The 17599-nt window shown below is 42.0% G+C and carries 19 protein-coding genes; 12 read left to right on the forward strand and 7 right to left on the reverse strand.

What is annotated here, in order from left to right; all coding sequences use genetic code 11:
- The first annotated feature begins 5 nt into the window (after positions 1-5).
- Positions 6-638: a type 1 glutamine amidotransferase family protein gene (locus MHH54_RS03720; RefSeq protein ID WP_003213829.1), complete on the forward strand. Its 633-nt coding sequence runs from the start codon at positions 6-8 to the stop codon at positions 636-638.
- Between the two features lie 131 nt (positions 639-769).
- On the opposite strand, the gene MHH54_RS03725 is transcribed toward MHH54_RS03720, so the two are convergent.
- On the reverse strand, positions 770-1114 hold the full coding sequence (locus MHH54_RS03725) for a hypothetical protein (protein WP_342500711.1): 345 nt from the start codon (positions 1112-1114) through the stop codon (positions 770-772).
- 92 nt (positions 1115-1206) lie between these two features.
- On the opposite strand from MHH54_RS03725, the gene MHH54_RS03730 reads away from it, so the two are divergent.
- Positions 1207-1434, forward strand: coding sequence for a hypothetical protein (locus MHH54_RS03730; RefSeq protein WP_003214070.1), 228 nt, complete (start codon positions 1207-1209; stop codon positions 1432-1434).
- Here MHH54_RS03730 and MHH54_RS03735 read toward each other — a convergent pair.
- On the reverse strand, positions 1415-1894 hold the full coding sequence (locus MHH54_RS03735) for an Hsp20/alpha crystallin family protein (protein ID WP_137055408.1): 480 nt from the start codon (positions 1892-1894) through the stop codon (positions 1415-1417). The two genes, MHH54_RS03730 and MHH54_RS03735, sit on opposite strands and share 20 nt — an antisense overlap.
- A gap of 65 nt (positions 1895-1959) precedes the next feature.
- Between MHH54_RS03735 and MHH54_RS03740 the strand changes: the two genes are divergently transcribed.
- Complete coding sequence (locus MHH54_RS03740) at positions 1960-2217, forward strand: hypothetical protein (protein WP_003213975.1); 258 nt, start codon at positions 1960-1962, stop codon at positions 2215-2217.
- Positions 2218-2223: 6 nt separating this feature from the next.
- Positions 2224-2457, forward strand: coding sequence for a hypothetical protein (locus tag MHH54_RS03745; protein ID WP_003214167.1), 234 nt, complete (start codon positions 2224-2226; stop codon positions 2455-2457).
- Positions 2458-2494: 37 nt separating this feature from the next.
- Here the strand turns inward: MHH54_RS03745 and MHH54_RS03750 are convergent, their stop codons facing one another.
- The gene (locus MHH54_RS03750; RefSeq protein ID WP_050945768.1) at positions 2495-3886 is read right to left on the reverse strand and encodes an amino acid permease; all 1392 of its coding nucleotides are present in this window, start codon (positions 3884-3886) and stop codon (positions 2495-2497) included.
- 186 nt (positions 3887-4072) lie between these two features.
- Positions 4073-5140 carry a glycosyltransferase family 2 protein gene (locus MHH54_RS03755; protein ID WP_003214241.1) on the reverse strand — a complete coding sequence of 356 codons (1068 nt, stop codon included), beginning with the start codon at positions 5138-5140 and terminating at the stop codon, positions 4073-4075.
- Between the two features lie 133 nt (positions 5141-5273).
- Here MHH54_RS03755 and MHH54_RS03760 point away from each other — a divergent pair, with 133 nt between their 5' ends.
- The 3 genes from MHH54_RS03760 (at position 5274) to MHH54_RS03770 (ending at position 8977) form a co-directional block, all read left to right on the forward strand.
- Positions 5274-7157: an ABC-F family ATP-binding cassette domain-containing protein gene (locus MHH54_RS03760; protein WP_003214335.1), complete on the forward strand. Its 1884-nt coding sequence runs from the start codon at positions 5274-5276 to the stop codon at positions 7155-7157.
- Positions 7158-7304: 147 nt separating this feature from the next.
- Positions 7305-7730, forward strand: a complete 426-nt coding sequence (locus MHH54_RS03765) for a MerR family transcriptional regulator (protein ID WP_003213966.1) — start codon at positions 7305-7307, stop codon at positions 7728-7730.
- A 56-nt stretch (positions 7731-7786) separates the two neighbouring features.
- Entirely contained in the window at positions 7787-8977 is a 1191-nt protein-coding gene (locus MHH54_RS03770; RefSeq protein ID WP_003214465.1) for an MFS transporter, read from the forward strand.
- Positions 8978-9193: 216 nt separating this feature from the next.
- Here the strand turns inward: MHH54_RS03770 and MHH54_RS03775 are convergent, their stop codons facing one another.
- The gene (locus MHH54_RS03775) at positions 9194-10747 is read right to left on the reverse strand and encodes an ABC-F family ATP-binding cassette domain-containing protein (protein WP_044141251.1); all 1554 of its coding nucleotides are present in this window, start codon (positions 10745-10747) and stop codon (positions 9194-9196) included.
- A gap of 152 nt (positions 10748-10899) precedes the next feature.
- Between MHH54_RS03775 and MHH54_RS03780 the strand changes: the two genes are divergently transcribed.
- Positions 10900-12042 (forward strand): DEAD/DEAH box helicase, encoded by a 1143-nt coding sequence (locus MHH54_RS03780; RefSeq protein WP_342500712.1) that lies wholly within the window; start codon positions 10900-10902, stop codon positions 12040-12042.
- 35 nt (positions 12043-12077) lie between these two features.
- On the opposite strand, the gene MHH54_RS03785 is transcribed toward MHH54_RS03780, so the two are convergent.
- A complete protein-coding gene (locus MHH54_RS03785) occupies positions 12078-13082 on the reverse strand; it encodes an NADP-dependent oxidoreductase (protein ID WP_003214060.1) in 1005 nt (334 codons plus the stop codon).
- 108 nt (positions 13083-13190) lie between these two features.
- Positions 13191-13580, reverse strand: a complete 390-nt coding sequence (locus tag MHH54_RS03790; RefSeq protein ID WP_003214189.1) for a YfmB family protein — start codon at positions 13578-13580, stop codon at positions 13191-13193.
- A 221-nt stretch (positions 13581-13801) separates the two neighbouring features.
- On the opposite strand from MHH54_RS03790, the gene MHH54_RS03795 reads away from it, so the two are divergent.
- From MHH54_RS03795 to MHH54_RS03810, 4 genes are all read left to right on the forward strand, one after another.
- Entirely contained in the window at positions 13802-14149 is a 348-nt protein-coding gene (locus tag MHH54_RS03795) for a general stress protein (RefSeq protein ID WP_003214326.1), read from the forward strand.
- Between the two features lie 949 nt (positions 14150-15098).
- A complete protein-coding gene (locus MHH54_RS03800; protein ID WP_106036031.1) occupies positions 15099-15755 on the forward strand; it encodes a methyltransferase domain-containing protein in 657 nt (218 codons plus the stop codon).
- Positions 15756-16033: 278 nt separating this feature from the next.
- Positions 16034-16759 carry a GTP cyclohydrolase II gene (locus tag MHH54_RS03805; protein ID WP_003213962.1) on the forward strand — a complete coding sequence of 242 codons (726 nt, stop codon included), beginning with the start codon at positions 16034-16036 and terminating at the stop codon, positions 16757-16759.
- A 33-nt stretch (positions 16760-16792) separates the two neighbouring features.
- A complete protein-coding gene (locus MHH54_RS03810) occupies positions 16793-17596 on the forward strand; it encodes an SUMF1/EgtB/PvdO family nonheme iron enzyme (RefSeq protein ID WP_106032770.1) in 804 nt (267 codons plus the stop codon).
- Positions 17597-17599: the final 3 nt, after the last annotated feature.

The raw sequence follows: 17599 nt of genomic DNA on the forward strand, positions 1-17599 counted from the left end.
ATTGGATGCAAACAAAAAAAGCTTATCTATATGTATTTGATACGATGTCTGACTGGGAATATGGATATTTAATTGCTGAACTAAACTCAGGTAGATATTTCAAAAAAGATTTAGCACCTTTAAGAGTAATTACAGTAGGAGCTAATAAAGAAATAAAGACGACTATGGGAGGTTTGAGTATAAAACCAGATATTTCCCTTGAAGAATGTAACCTTGAGAACAAAGATCTTTTCATTTTACCAGGAGGTACGACTTGGGGTGAAGACATTCACCAACCTATCTTGGAAAGAATTGGCCAAGCTTTAGAACTGGGCACTATTGTTGCTGCAATTTGTGGTGCAACTGAGGGGCTCGCGAATAGGGGATACTTAAATACTAGAAGGCATACAAGTAATAACTTAGAATATACTAAAATGGTATGTCCTAACTATCAAGGAGAGAAGTTCTATGAGTTGGCACCTGCGGTATCTGATGCGAATTTAGTTACTGCATCAGGAATAGCCCCTTTAGAATTTGCAATGGAAGTGCTGAAAAAAATAGAAGTATTTACACCAGATACCTTACATTCTTGGTATAACCTGAATAAGACACATCAATCTGAATATTTCTTCCGGTTGATGAATTCAATAAATAAATGAAGTAACTGAAAAAGCTCCATTTCTCTATTTTGATTTGTAGAGAAGTGTAGCTTTTTATTTTGGACTTGCCTTATCATTTTCTATTTGCATGTTCCTGATGCTGCCCCGATTGTACTAAAAAGCCGAGCGCATTAAGAAGATGGCTTTGATCGAATCGAGACTGTCGGTGTTTTGGTTTCTTTTGGCTTCGGTGGTGATACTGTTTTTTTGATGTGAGTGTCCTTTGGCGTGTAATAGGTTGCCCCAATATTGAGCCTGCCTTGAAGCTGATCAATGGAAAGCTCCCCAAACTCTAAATGGTAATCAATTTTGTCCACATGCAGGGATTCGATATGAATGTGTGTATCCTCTGAGACAGGAGAAGCTGGTGCGGACATTTTTTGCTCGAGAGCGGTGAGCCTTTTCTCCAGCTCGGTGACAGAGGGGGATGGACTGGATTCAGTTTTTTTAAAGAGTGATAGAATGAAATGTTTCAAGTAGACCACAACCTTTTCTTCTGCCTTGATCTAGTCTATGGAAAAGCTGTGAGATATATACTTATAGAGATGACAAGAAAGGGGAGAAGTACATGCTGCCTACTCATATACACATTGCCCATATGAAAACGAACTCGATAGGCACAGGATCATCCATGACGTTTGGTTCGACGATTGTTCGCAATCATTGCAGTACGATCAAAAGGAACAATGGCTTTGGGGAACAGAATGCTGATGGCGTGATCACGATCCTTCCGATTGAATCGATTAATGATCGTGATCAAATCGACGCCGTGAGTATCAATATTCGTCATCTATGATAATAGCAGTCGCTTTTCCTTCATCCTTTTGCAGCCTGATATAAAGCACACCGTCTTTAAAGGCCGCATTCATTTGTCCAAGAATCATTTCTGGAAGCCGGATTTTCTTTTCAAACGGACCATATTTCCCCTGCTTTTGGCGAAAATCCTGCTCATTAAAAAAGGAAAGACGCTGTCCTTTCACAACCAAATATTCACCATATGATAACACTTGTACATCTTCCTTTCGGTAGCCAGGTAAATAAATTAAGTACTGAATTTCTGTCGCGGTTTCCACCATGTCGATTGGTGGAAACGACGCGTCTGGGCCGCGCTGATCCTGCTGTGTGAACGTAAAGGGAGATGGACCATTTGCCATAAAGGGAGATCTTTGCTCATCATCGAAGATCATTTTCCAAAAATCATCCCCATGCATTTGCTGGGCAATATCCATCCACTGCTTCATTTTTTCGAAGTCCATGTGAAGACCTCCTGTTAACATACTTGATGGGTGCTTGCATATACCTATAAAAAGGAGGTTTATCTGTGGTTCAACCAACTCCGTATATCAATATTAATATTTTCATGTTAAAAATTAATTCCTTTGAAAATGCATCGGCGGTGAATGTCGGACAAAATTTGTTAGCAGAGTGGCAAAACTCAGATAAAAAAAATCAGGGGTACGGACAAAATTTTGGAGATGCCAGCGGTTTTGTCGGGACAAAAAGCCATGTAGATGATCGAGATCAAGTGGACTCACCTGCCTCTTTTTCACCAGCAGCTAAACCCATTCAAAGGAAGTGACGTGTGATGTTATTCTCACCCTCAGTCGTCAATGTCGGTGCTTTTAAAATCAATGCAATGGATCGGGGTGCATCACTGACGCTAGGTCCTTATCAGCAGATCGATTATTTTCTCTCAATGAAATTGAACCAAGGATTTGGAGAGGACAATGGAGATTGTTCACCGCTTGTCATTCCGATTTCAAGCGTGTTAGATCCAGATATGGTGGACTCAAATTCAGCCAAAAACAGCGTGATTTAAGCAAAAAAAAGAGACCGGGAATCCCCGTGTCTCTTTTCTAATTTGTTTCATTCAGATGGCTTTTTCGTCTTGCATAGGTGAAATAGACAACGACACCAATGGCCACCCAGATCAGGAAGGCTCTCCATGTCTCCCATTTCAGTGTAGCAGCCAATATCATACAAATGACCGCACTAATAATGGGAAGGTAAGGTACAAAAGGTACTTTAAAAGCTGTCTTCATATTCGGATGTTTTTTCCGTAGTACGATCACAGCGATAGAGATCACCGTAAAGGCTGCAAGTGTACCGATGCTGACTAAATTCGCTAGCGTAGATAAGTTAACGAATCCAACGATACATGCCGCAACAGCACCTGTGAGCCAAGTGTTGGCAACCGGTGTTTTCGATTTTGGATGAACGTTTGAAAAGATTTTCGGCATGAGTCCATCTCGGCTCATGGCAAAGGTTAAGCGAACTTGAGCATAAACAAGTGCAATTAACACTGTCGTAATCCCGATAATAGCACCTGCGGATATAATGCCCGCCACACTATTCAGGCCAACAACTTGAAGAGCAAATGCGACAGGGTCACTGACATTCAGCTTCGTATAGTGAACCATGCCTGTTAAGACGAATGAAACACCAATGTATAAAATCGTACAAACACCGAGCGCACCGATGATTCCGATTGGCATCGCCTTTTGAGGATTTTTGACTTCTTCAGACGCATTAGCGATTGCATCAAATCCAAGGTAAGCAAAAAAGACAGTCGCCGCTCCAGCAATCACGCCGTGAAAGCCCATCGGCATAAAAGGTGTCCAGTTTTCAGGTTTGACGTAAGCAAAGCCAGAAATGATAAAGAGAAGGACGATGGCAATTTTAATCAGCACAATGATGTTATTCAGCTTCGTACTTTCTTTGACGCCTCTTGAGACGATAAAGGTGATGAGCAAAATAATGAGTGCGCCTGGAAGGTTAAAGACGGCTCCATCAGCGGCTCCAGGTGCAGCTGATAATGCCTTCGGTATGTGCAGACCGAATCCACTGAGCAGTGATTGAAAATAGGACGACCATCCGCTTGCTACAGCAGAGAGCGCAATGACATATTCAAGCATGAGATCCCAGCCCATTAAGAAGGCGAGAAATTCCCCAAGTGTTGCGTAGGAATACGTATAGACGCTTCCTGACACAGGAATGGACGAGGAGAATTCAGCGTAGCAAAAAGCAGCAAGGGCGCATGCGATCGCAGCTAAAATAAAAGATATAATAATCGCAGGTCCCGCATCTTTCGCAGCAGCAACCCCCGTAATCACAAAGATACCAGTCCCGACCACGCAGCCAATGCCAAGCAAGATTAAATCAAACGTATTTAACGATCGGCTGAGCCGCTTCGTTTGACTTTCAAGCATGAGCTGGTCGAGAGACTTTTTTCGAAATAAAGAACTCATGTTGACCTCCTAATGGATAAATCTTTTCGTAAGACGAGTGTTAGTATATGCTTAAATGATAATTTAGTCAATTGGTTGGAGAACGCTTTAAATCACTAAAGTATTAAACGCCACAATCGAATTTGTGCTTAAAAAGAGACATCCGCCAAGAGATGGAAGGCGGATGTGGCGATAGATAGTCTATGTCTATTTAGTAAATATTTTTTCATTATACAGCACACTTGGATGAGTGGGGTTATGGGCGGCGGAGGCAAGGTGATGTGTTTTGGCTTTCTCCAAATTGCCGAGCTGATAATAACAATAGCAAAGCTGAAGGTGAGGATACCACGTTTTATACTGTGTGAGTGTGAAGGCTGCTTCGTTTTCAGGAGCCTTCAGCGCCTGCTCATACCAAAAGATCGCTGCCTGATGTTTATTTTGAATTTTTAGATGATCCCCGATCCGGCAGCAAAATTCTGGCCGAGGCTGATCATATAAGAAAGAACGTAATAATGAGGATAAAGCCGCTTCCTCGAAACCTACCGCATAATAGCAGTCGGCTAAATATTGGCATGCGCGAATTTCATCCTCAATCCAGCACTGTTTTGTCGCTAAAAATTCATGATAAAAACGAATCGCTCTGACATGCTGCTTGTTATCTCTTAATTCATTGGCAAAGTAAAAGAGATCACGGGGTGTCATGTTCTCTCCCTTTGCCAGCATATCTTCATAAATTCGCAAGTTGCGCCCAGGCTCACCAGCGGTTGTTTTCTTACGCTTTTGGTGTGTGACGGCGATATCGGCTGGAAAGATGTTGCCATACACTTGAAGATACTCATGAACGGCTCCGTACCATTGAAAGTTTAAGGCACGCTTCACTAGGCGATTTCTTCTATATTTAAAATTCACCCGACCGTCTTCATCAAATCCCACATGATAAAACATCGAGACGGCATCTACCGAAGGATCGAGTGTCTCTTTGAGCTGAAGAAATTTTTGACGGTCTTCTTCTAGCAGAACATCGTCTGCATCAAGCCATAAAATATACTCTTTCGTTGCACGTGAGAAAGCGAAATTGCGGGCTTTGGCAAAATGCTGAACCCATTCGAAATCAAGTACCTGTGCTGAAAAGGAGTGAGCAATCTCCTTCGTACGATCTGTTGAACCTGTATCAACGATGATCATCTCATCGACAATGTCTTGAACAGAGGAGAGGCAGTCCGCTAACACCTCCTCTTCATTTTTCACGATCATACATAAGCTAATGGTTACCATCTTTAGATCACCTCTTCATAGTGTATCGAGCAGCAAAAGGAAACATTCTTTTCAGCAGCAGGTTTTTTAAAACTAGTTTTCTGCTACTGGCTGATTTAGAATAAAGGAAGAATCTATGTAAGGGCTGATAAAAATGAGTTTATTGAATGTTGAAGGATTATATAAAACCTATGGCGAGAAAACGCTGTTTGATCATATTTCTTTTCATATAGAACCAAAGGAACGCATCGGATTGATTGGACCAAACGGAACAGGAAAGTCAACGCTCCTAAAGGTCATTGCAGGACTTGAATCGTTTGAGGAGGGTGATATTACGAAGGCAGGGACACTTGATATCGAATTTCTTGAGCAGGACCCTGAAATGAACGGGGATGAAACGATTCTCGATTACATTTTTTCTGGAACAGCACCCATGATTCAAACGATGAAGGCATATGAACAGGCACTCGCTGATTTAGAGCATGATCCGCAAAATGAAGCAAAACAAGAGGCGCTCATGCGCATGCAAAATCGAATGGATCAGGAAGACGCATGGGATGCGAACCTGTCAGCCAAAACGATTTTGACAAAGCTTGGCGTCAAAGATGTGAGCCGTTCTGTTCATGCCTTATCAGGCGGACAGAAAAAGCGTGTCGCGATTGCTAAAAATTTAATTCAGCCTGCGGGATTGCTGATTTTAGATGAGCCAACCAACCATCTCGATAATGCAACGATTGAATGGCTCGAAGGATATTTGAGTCAATACAGCGGTGCTGTCATTCTGGTGACGCATGATCGTTATTTCCTCAACCGTGTGGCCAATCGAATTTATGAATTGAATCAAGGACAGCTCTATACGTATAAAGGAAATTATGAAGTCTTTTTAGAAAAAAGAGCGGAACGAGAAGCCGAAGCTCAGGTAAAAGAAACGAAGCGTCAAAACTTACTCAGACGCGAGCTTGCATGGCTGAGAAGAGGGGCAAAAGCAAGAACGACGAAGCAGAAAGCACGCATCGGCAGAGCCGAAGAGCTGATGGATCAAAAAGGGCCTGATGCGAAGGGAGAGCTGGATTTCGCCATCGGTTCCCATCGCCTAGGAAAACAAGTCATAGAGGCAGAAGACTTATCGATTTCATTTGCTGGCCAGATCCTTGTGGAGCGGTTTACAGACTTAGTCGTGCCAGGCGACCGAATTGGGTTTATCGGACCGAATGGAGTCGGAAAAACGACGCTTCTCAACTGTCTAGCGGGTAAAATTGAACCGACTTCAGGACAATTGACGATTGGACAAACCGTTCGTATTGGCTATTACACGCAGGATCACAAGGAAATGGATGAAGAGCTGACGATCATTGAATACATCAAGGAAACAGCTGAAATCGTTAAGACATCTGATGGCGCCATAGTGACAGCAGAGCAAATGCTGGAGCGGTTCCTATTCCCAAGATCCATGCAACGGACGTTTATTCGCAAGCTGTCAGGGGGAGAACGCCGCAGATTGTATTTACTGAAAGTCTTAATGGAAGAACCGAATGTTCTCTTTTTAGATGAGCCGACGAACGATCTTGATACGGAGACCCTCAGCATTTTAGAGGATTATTTAGAACAGTTTCCTGGCGTTGTCATGACCGTATCGCATGATCGTTATTTCTTAGACCGAGTAGTTCATCGTCTGCTTGTCTTTGAAGGAAATGGCCGCATTTCACACTACCAAGGTGCTTACAGCGATTACATGGAGCAAGAAAAAGAGGCGAAGCGGACAGAGACAAAGCCTGCTGAGAAACAAGTAGAAGCGGCGCCTAAAAAGAGAAAAAAACTTTCTTATAAAGACCAGCTTGAATGGGACGGAATTGAAGACCGGATTCAGGCATTAGAGGAAAAACATCAGCAGCTTGAAGCCAGCATTGCAGAAGCAGGCAGTGATTTTGGGAAAATTCAAGAGCTGATGGACGAACAAAAAGCCGTTGCTGAAGAACTAGAACAAGCAATGGACCGCTGGACAGAACTGTCGATCATGATTGAGGAATTAGAGGGTTAATCCTAATATGAAACCTGTAGAACATTCTACAGGTTTTTTTGCTTTACATCAAAACATGAGAGAATCAAGAACTCAAACATTTACGTTTACGTTAAGGTTATAAAGGTGTATAATAAATCATGAATTGATGAGCAGGAGGCACTGGCAATGGAATGGATGAAAATTGATCAAGTGGCGAAAAGAAGCGGGCTGACGAAACGGACGATTCGTTTCTATGAAGAGATTGGTTTATTATCAGCACCAAAGCGGACAGAGGGCGGTGTCAGACTGTACTCAGAGGACGACATGGAAGAACTAGAGAAAGTAATGCAGGCAAAAGAGGTACTCGGCTTTTCTTTACAAGAGCTTCAATCGTTTATGGAAATAGGAAAACAGCTAGAGCTAAATAAAGAAGGCTATTTGCTGTCGCTTGATCCGAAGGAACGATTAGAGAAGCTGTTAGATATGGATGCGCAGCTGACTGTGCAGCATCAATTGATTACAAAAAAGCTTGAAACGATTCAATCCTTTAAAAAGGATCTTGAAACGATGAAAGATAAAGCGGCTCATGCAATTGAGCAATTACAAAAATAAACACCTCTGTGTGTTTATTTTATTTTGTCAACATTTGAAGGAAAGGTTCTGATGGAATGAAGGAAGAAGAAGTGTTAAAACAGCGTACAAGTCTGCTTAGACAGCCGAAGGCCGTCTGGGCTGTTGCCTTTGCATGTGTGATTTCATTTATGGGGATAGGACTTGTGGACCCGATTTTGCCGGCCATTGCATCACAATTAGATGCATCTCCAAGTCAGGTCTCTCTTTTATTTACGAGCTACTTACTTGTGACCGGCTTTGTGATGTTTTTTACCGGCTTTCTCTCTAGTCGGATTGGTGCGAAATGGACGTTATTAATCGGACTTATTTTTATTATTGTCTTTTCTGCTTTAGGCGGTACCTCTTCAACGATTAACGAATTAATCGGCTTTAGAGGCGGATGGGGCATTGGGAATGCCTTATTCATTTCAACGGCTCTCTCTGTCATTGTTGGCGTGTCTGTTGGAGGAAGTGCGAAGGCCATTATTTTATACGAGGCTGCACTAGGTCTTGGGATTTCGGTTGGACCGCTGCTTGGCGGAGAGCTTGGGACGATCTCTTGGCGCGGACCATTCTTTGGCGTTGCGGTATTAATGCTTGTTGCTCTTTTAGCCATTACGTTTATGCTTCCACCGATGCAAAAACCTCAGAAAAAGGTGAAATTATTCGAGGCTGTCGGGGCGTTAAAATATAAAGGGCTTTTAACGATGGCATCTGCCGCTTTCTTATACAATTTTGGTTTCTTTGTGCTTTTAGCGTATTCGCCATTTGTGCTTCATCTGGATGAGCATGGTCTTGGTTATGTCTTTTTTGGATGGGGACTATTTTTAGCTGTGACATCCGTCTTCTCAGCGCCGGTCATTCATCGCAAGCTTGGGACATTGACTTCTCTTGTGGTTCTGTTTGCTTCGTTTGCTGTGATTTTATTCGGTATTGGGATCTGGACTTCACATGTAGTCGTCGTCATCTGCGGAATTGTGATTGCTGGGGGTATTCTTGGCATGATCAATACTGTGCTCACGACCGCTGTGATGGGATCAGCACCGGTTGAGCGTTCCATTGCTTCATCCTCTTACAGTGCTGTACGGTTTATTGGGGGCGCGATTGCTCCTTGGATTGCCGGCGTACTTGCTGAATCTTATACAGCAAGCACCCCTTACTATGTTGGGGCGGCTGTCGTTCTGTTAGGCATGATCATCCTGCTGATTGGTCGTAAGCATCTCATCAATATTCAAGCAGGTCATTAAATAGAAAAAGCCATATATCTGCATCAGATATATGGCTCAGCTTGTAGACAAACCCTCGCATTCTTTGTCAGGACTGTGTTCCGGTGCTCACGAATGTTCAATTCGCTCCACTCCGGTACTCGTCCTTCCTAGACTTCAAAGGTTTTCTATCATGCTGAAAAGAAGACAAAGGGCTAAAATAAAGATCATTTTAGCCCTTTGTCAACAATCTGAAGCCTATAATACTTTGGTCGTCCAAGATTCGCAATTCCAAGTTTCAGTGGCTACATCTTGATAAAATTCAGGTTCGTGAGAGATCAATAAGACGCTCCCTTTGTATTCTTTTAATGCACGTTTTAGTTCTTCTTTCGCATCGACATCCAAGTGATTGGTCGGCTCATCGAGAACAAGTAGGTTGGTTTCTTCATTGATCAGCTTACAAAGACGGACCTTAGCTTTTTCTCCACCGCTTAAAACAGACACGCGGCTTTCAATATGCTTTGTCGTTAATCCGCATTTAGCAAGAGCAGCTCTCACTTCATATTGCGTGTAAGAAGGGAAGGTGCCCCATACTTCTTCAATACAGGTGTTGCTGTTTTGCTCTTTTACTTCTTGCTCAAAGTAGCCAATATGAAGGAATTCTCCGCGTTCCACCTCACCCGAAATCGGGGAGATTTCTCCAAGGAGACTTCGCAGCAATGTCGTTTTTCCGATCCCGTTAGCGCCGTATAGCGCAATTTTTTGCCCGCGTTCCATTTTCAGATTCAATGGACGAGAGAGCGGTTCATCATAACCAATGACCAAATCTTTTGTTTCAAAAATCAATTTCCCAGAAGTCCGTGCCGTCTTAAAGTGGAATTCAGGCTTTGGCTTTTCTGCTGCGAGTTCAATCATATCCATTTTATCCAGTTTCTTTTGACGGGACATGGCCATATTTCTTGTGCTGACACGCGCTTTGTTTCTTGCCACAAAATCCTTTAATTCAGCCACTTCCTGCTGCTGCCTTTTATAAGCTGCTTCAAGCTGCTGCTTTTTGACTTCGTACACTTGTTTAAATTGATCATAATCACCAACATAGCGCGTGAGCTCTTGATTTTCAACATGATAGATCAAGTTAATGACGCTGTTTAAAAACGGGATATCATGTGAAATGAGGATAAACGCATTTTCATATTCCTGTAAATAGCGCTTCAGCCACTCAATATGCTGCTCATCTAAATAGTTGGTCGGCTCATCGAGAAGGAGAATTTCTGGCTTCTCTAACAGCAATTTCGCAAGCAATACTTTTGTACGCTGCCCGCCGCTCAGCTCTGTCACATCACGGTCCAGTCCAAGATCGGTTAACCCAAGACCTCTCGCTATTTCTTCAACCTTGGAATCAATGATATAGAAATCATTGTTTGTGAGTGCATCTTGAATGACGCCCACTTCCTCTAACAGCTTTTCCAGCTCATCAGGATCGGCTTCACCCATTTTGCCGTAAATGTCATTCATCGCTGCTTCCATGGAAAATAAATAGTGGAATGCATCCTGAAGGACTTCGCGGATCGTTCTTCCCTTTTCTAGCACAGTGTGCTGATCCAGGTAGCCGACACGGACATTTTTTGCCCATTCGACTTTTCCTGCATCTGGCTCCAGCTTGCCAGTAATAATATTCATAAACGTTGACTTTCCTTCACCGTTGGCGCCAATTAAGCCGACATGCTCGCCTTTTAATAAACGGAAGGAGACTTCGTGAAAAATGGCTCTGTCGCCAAAGCCATGGCTTAAATCTTTAACAGATAATATCATTTTTTACACCTCAAATAGATTCAAAACGGCTAGTGCCTCTCATGATTATATCGAACTGTCCCTCTCGATAAAAGCATCAAAAGAAAAATTGCGTTTCAAAGCTGATTTTGAGATACTAAAGGATAGATTGAATGAGGATAAAGGAGATCGACATGATAGAAAATTGGGCATTTTTGAAAGAAGCAAAGCCATTTATTCAAGAGAACTTCCAAGCGGCTGGCTTCGAAAAACCAACAGCTATACAAGAAAAAACAGCAGAATGGATTACGGAGAAGCGTGATGTGATTGCAGAATCGCCTACGGGAACGGGGAAGACACTGGCGTATGTGTTGCCGCTTTTAAATAAAATCGATGTGAATATCAAGCACCCGCAAGTCTTAATCTTGGCACCTTCAAGAGAGCTTGTGATGCAAATTTTTGATGTCGTGCAAGAGTTCAAACAAGGGTCAGACATCAAAGCGATCTCCTTGATTGGTGGAGCGAACATCAAAAAGCAGCAGGAAAAACTAAAGAAACACCCGAATATCGTCGTAGCGACACCAGGCCGCGTCCAAGAATTAATCAAAATCAAGAAACTGAAAATGCATGAAGTCAAAACAATCGTGCTAGATGAAGCAGATCAGCTTCTTGTGCCAGAGCATATGAAAACGATCCAAGCGATCATTAAATCAACATTAAAAGAAAGACAAATTCTTTGTTTTTCTGCAACCCTGAAAGACGAAACGGTTCAACTGATTAAAGAAATGACAACTGAACCAGAAGTATTGAAAATTGCCAGAAGCAAGGAAGAAGCGCAGAAAGTAGGACACTATTATCTGTTATGTGACCAGCGTGACAAAGTGAAACTACTGCAAAAGCTATCACGGCTTGAGGACATGCAGGCGCTCGTTTTTGTGCGTGATATTACGAATTTAAGCATTTATGCAGAGAAATTAGCATATCACCATGTCGACCTCGGTGTTCTTCATAGTGAAGCGAAAAAAGCAGAGCGTGCTATCATCTTAAAGGAATTTGAACAGCGTGAATTCCCGCTTCTTCTTGCAACGGATATCGCAGCAAGAGGCATCGATATTGACGATCTGCCGTATGTGATCCATGCCGACCTGCCAAACGAAGAAGGCTATATCCACCGTTCAGGCAGAACCGGTCGCGCAGGAAAAGAAGGGGCTGTCATCAGTCTTGTCACACCTCAAGAGCAATCAATGCTGAAAAAAATGGCGAAAAAGCTGAATCTTTCGCTTCAGGAAATTGTTTATAAGCAAGGCCAGCTGCATCTTGCGCCAAAGCAAGCATAGAAAAAGGACCCTTCCACATGGAGGGTCCTTTCTTTTTATGAAATTTTGACAAGCTGTTTTCCGACATTTTCCCCTTTGAATAGTCCGAGGAATGCATCAGGAATGTTGTCAAAGCCTTCAATGATTGTTTCTTTGTAAGTCAGTTTGTCTTCTTTTACCCATTGTGCGAGATCTCTTGCTGCTTCTTCAAAACGATCTGAATAGTTGGCAACAATGAAGCCTTGCATCAATGCGCTTGTTTTAATGAGTTTTGTTTGCACACGCGGTCCGATGTCCTCGCTTGCGCTAATATTATAAGACGAAATCGCGCCGCACACTGGAATACGTGCGAAGCGGTTCAAATGATTCATCACAGCATCAGATATTTCGCCGCCTACATTGTCAAAATACACATCGACGCCGTTAGGGCATGCCTTTGCAATAGCATCATCTAAGTCATTTGTTGTTTTATAATTAATCGTTTCATCAAAACCCAGTTCTTTTAAATAAGCCAGCTTATCATCAGATCCCGCAATCCCAACGACGTGAGCGCCTTTGATCTTAGCAATTTGCCCAACAACGGAACCAACAGCACCTGCGGCCCCAGAAATGACAACGGTCTCGCCTTCTTTTGGCTGACCAATCGCAAGAAGACCGAAATAAGCGGTTTGTCCTGGCATGCCTAAAATGCCTAAATAATAGGACAATGGCGCAATGGATGGATCAATTTTAGTCAGAGATTCAGCTTTGGCTGTAGAATATTCTTGCCAGCCAAGGAATCCAAGAACAAAATCACCTTTTTCAAATTGAGACGATTTAGACTCGACAACTTCTCCGACAACACCGCCCTGAATCACTTCATTTAGCTTGAATGGAGGTGTATAGGATTTTGTATCCTGCATTCGTCCTCTCATATAAGGATCTACAGAAACATATTTCGTTTGAATCAAGACTTCACCATCTTGCGGCACAGGTATATCGACTGTTTCAAAATGAAAAACATCTTTTGTAGGTAATCCTTGTGGACGTTTGGCTAATTGAATTTGCTTTTGTTGACTCATGTCAAATCCTCCCTTTCACTTGCAACCTAGATTTACATTAACATGATGCTTCTTTTCATTCAAAACATACGGTCTATTTCAAACACATACAAAAAAGCAGCCGCCATCTCAGAGATGAGGACTACTTTTTTGGAAGTCAACAGAGAGGAGCGGTGGCAGACAGCCAAACAGCTGATACACATCCGCATCACGTTCTTTTAATAAATATTCGTTCGCATTTTGCATGGAGGCTTTCATCATATCGCGCGTCACAAAAGGAAAAAGGATATTCAAGTATGAGGACAACAGGTCTTGTGGATCTTGTTCAATTGACTCGATATCTCCAATGTTAATAATGATGGAAAAGAGATAATCAATGGAGATGCGAAAGTGCTGTTCAGCAAACAATGTAAGCGGCTTTGCTTTTGCTTCTTCAGGATTCCACTTTTGAAAAAGCTGTTTCACCAAATCACTGACAACCCAAGCATTAAACTGCTGCTCCGCTGAAAAGTAATACATCAGCTCTACCTCATTTCTAGCCTCCAGTACAAGAATTGTACACCAAAATAGCAGGGATGAACATAATATTTCTGAAAATTTAGTCATTTTTACAGGGTTTTTGTCAAAAATAAGTCAATAGGCATGGCTAGTACACAATGTAAAATGGATGTGCTCAAGGAAGGTTTAATGATAAAAGTGACGGGTAAAAGATTCGTAAGACGCTAAAGGAGGAATATAAAATGAAACCTGTTGTAAGAGAGTATTCAAATGATGAAACACTTCAAAGAGATGTAGAGCAATTAAAATCACTCGGTGTTGCAAGAGAGGACATTTATGTTCTGTCCCATGACGATGATCGTACAGAGCGTATTGCTGGAAACGCAGATGCCAATACGATAGGTCCAAGAGAAGTTGGACTGAAACATGCTGTTGGGAACATCTTTAGTAAAAAGGGCGATGAGCTCCGAAATAAAATCCATGAAATTGGTTTCTCTAAAGAAGAAGCTGAAACATTTGAAGAACATTTAGACGAAGGGAAAGTCCTTCTCTTTGTGACAGACCATGAAAAAGTGAAAACTTGGGCATAATCGCCAACTGAAAAAAGTCTCTTACTTTCGTAAGGGGCTTTTTTTCATGCCTTCATCTCTGAAGGAGAGGATGCATCTTTTTTACTATATTAAGAAAAAACAGCAGATTGGAATAAACAGTAAATCATCTAATTGAAAATGCAGATATACCAAAGAAAATGATAGGAAATGAGAAAGGAATAGTCAAAATATCACAAAAATCTATTCGGGAAATAATTATTGTATCTTTCAATTTTGTTTCAAAATGTAATGGGAATCTTGTGTAATTTAGTAGATAAATTTCTTAGTTCTATTGGTTTATGTTGTATTTTTGTGTAGAAATAAGTGTTTTGAGGTCAAAAAACCACGAAAAATACCTGTATTTTCAATTAGAAAATTCATTTTAATGTTTAGGAAATAATCTGTTGACAAAATAATCTAAAAACAATATATTTGGCTTATTCCAGTTGTTATGGAAGTAGTTGTTAAATTTCTGATGGGTTTATTCTAGGCACACTCTAGTGATAGGTGGTGGCATAAAACCAAGGTAAAAGCACTCGTGAAATTTCTACTAAAACACAAGAAAATGGTTTTTTACATGAAGAAGAAATGATAGTCGATTTAAACAGTAGATGATCTTTCTACTATGATCACTTTGCAAGAGATATTCAAAAGGCGTCGTATTCCTGTACAGAAGAGAAAGCGTTTTCAATAAAGACAGTGAGTTGATCGAACGGTGAAGGAGGTGAACTCATATGAAAAAAAGAGATAACAAGCTGATGCGATGTAGCTGTCAAATGGCTGCATATGAGGATGCATGCTGAAAAAGAAGAGTGAACATGTGGGATGCTTCTCTCCTTTTTCAGAAAATAGATTTCCTAAAAAATCCATCTTTCATTTTAACATAAGGTGTTTTGCTTGAAAATGACCTTTGCCCGAAAAATCGATTTTAATAGAAGGAGGTCCTGTGATGAAAAAGGCTTTATACCATGAAGACAGTGGATTGTATCTAGAAAAAATGCGTATGGCATTTCAAGAACATTATGAGAAAAGAACAGATATGTGGTCTACTGATCCATCCTTAACAGATGCAGCTGTGATGTCATTAAAGGCATGGCGTTCAAGGGAAAAGAATGCACTTGCTTCTGTGCTCGATATCGGATGCGGGAACGGCCGGGCACTTGAACATTTAAGCGGGCTTTCCGCATATGTCGGCATCGACCTGTATGAGCATGAGGAGTGGGTAGGATTACAGAAAAGAGAAACGGTTCCTGTCCATTTTGTTCATCAAGATTTTATGTCCTGGTCGATGGGCCAGGGTCGAGGGATGCAGTTTGATTTAATTTTAGATCATGGCTGCTTTCATCACCAGCACCCTGATGATCATGAGCGTTATTTAAAACAGGTTTCCTCTTTGCTTCATGAAGGCGGCGTCTTCTCACTTGTTGTATGGGGAGAAGAGTGGAGAACAGGATTAATCGGAGAGGATGGCCGTTTCCACTTTTCGTTTTCAGACTCTCAGCTTGGAGAAAGAATTTGTTCATCAGGTCTGGAGCTTGTATCGATTACACCATTAAAAGCAAAAGCCGGCATTAGCCAGCATCATGTCATTGCCGTCAAAATCTAGTACAAAGGTGAACACTCAAACGTAGCAGAGGTGTTCATTCTAAGAAACAGCCTGTGCGCAACATGTAAGGGAAAGGCGTTATGAACCAAGAATTCTGCTCCTTTGTACTGGAAAAGACCTAGATTGACATATCGCTAGAATAGGTGGAATCAAGGTCTGAAGGATAAGAGGAAACGCACATCCATGTTCTTTTAAGCCATGAGTGCAGGCACATATTCATCACCATCACTGCGCTACCTGAGTCGATTTGGGTGCAGCGATGAATAGGGGGGAGACAAATGAACAAGTTTGTAGATGAATTACAATCAATGATTCATCATTTTACCTTTCAAGAAAAAAACTATTTGCTCGTGGGGCCAGTGAACCTGCCAATCTCCATTCAACATGAAGAAGTGCCATTTAAATGGTATGCCTTCGCACCTGTTGAAGGGGAGACAAAACCAACGATCGAATCTATTGTCCAAATGAGTACCGCGCAGCAAACCTTTTCCTCTTGTCTCTTATTTGGCGACTTTGAAAATGAGGTGCCGCCGCTTGTGCGAATTCATAGTGTCTGCCAAACAGGGGATGTGTTTGGGTCACTAAAATGTGACTGCGGTCCACAGCTTGCGTTATCGCTGAAGAAAATCACCGATTACGGAAAAGGCATGCTCGTCTATATGGCCAATCAAGAAGGGCGGTCAATTGGGCTGATGGCGAAAGCATTGACGTATAAATTACAGGAAATGCAGATGGATACGTTTGAAGCCAACCGTCTGATTGGCTGCGGCGATGATGATCGGCATTACGAGGAGGCAGCGGCTGTTCTGCACTATTTAAACAAAGGGAAACCAATGCATCTCCTAACGAACAATCCAGATAAAGTCGATTCCATTGCTGCTTACGGTCTTCCTGTTTTACGGTTTGATCATACGGTCGAAGCCTCTCTCTATAATGAAGCCTATTTAAAAGCAAAAGCAGCCTCAGGGCATATGGTCGATGAGAAAAAATTAATTAATCAGTAGATGAGTTTACTTTAAAGAAGGCGGGAGAAAAGCGTGAAACCTGAAATCAATTGGATTCAAATCCCAAGCGGCTATGCAACAATCGGAAGTAATGAAGAAGATATGAAAAAGGCATCAGAATTCTGGAAGGACAAGCTTCTCAATCCAACTTACGGACGTGAGAAAAAATTTCAAAAATGGCTGTACAAAGAATTTCCATCCTATCAGCCGTATATCAATGAATTTTTCATTTCAGATACGGTCGTCACCAATGAATGGTATCAAAGCTATTGTGATGAAACAGGCCAGTCGTACCCGGAGAGCTTAACGAATCAAGAGCTTGGCGGAGGGAAAGATCATCCGGCTTGGGGAATGGAGATCGAGGAAGCCTTCTCATTCTGTCAGTGGCTGAGCGGGAAACTTGGGATTGACGTGTCGATTCCTACTGAAGAAGAATGGGAATATGCTGCCCGGGGTAACACGAGAAATCAATACCCATGGGGAGATGAGTTTGACCCTTCTTCCTGTAATACGTACGAATCAAATATCGAAAAAACGACGCCTGTCCGCCATTACGAAAAGGGCAGATCCTTATTCGGTCTTTATGATATGGGGGGCAACGTCGAGGAATGGGTCAATACTAAATATCATGTATACGAAGGTGGCATAGAGGTCGTAGATGATTTAACAGAAACGCTTGGCAATGATTACTACATTTTAAAAGGCGGCTCCTTTGCTAGAGGCGGAGATTTATGCAGAGTCGCCAGAAGACATGGGAAGCACACAGATCCCGTTTTCCGATTTACTGGTTTTCGTGTAGTGACTCGTCAAAAACAACATATAAAGGTGGGAGTGTAAAAC

This window comes from Bacillus sp. FSL K6-4563 (assembly GCF_038630405.1).
GTDB classification, from domain to species: domain Bacteria; phylum Bacillota; class Bacilli; order Bacillales; family Bacillaceae; genus Bacillus; species Bacillus pumilus.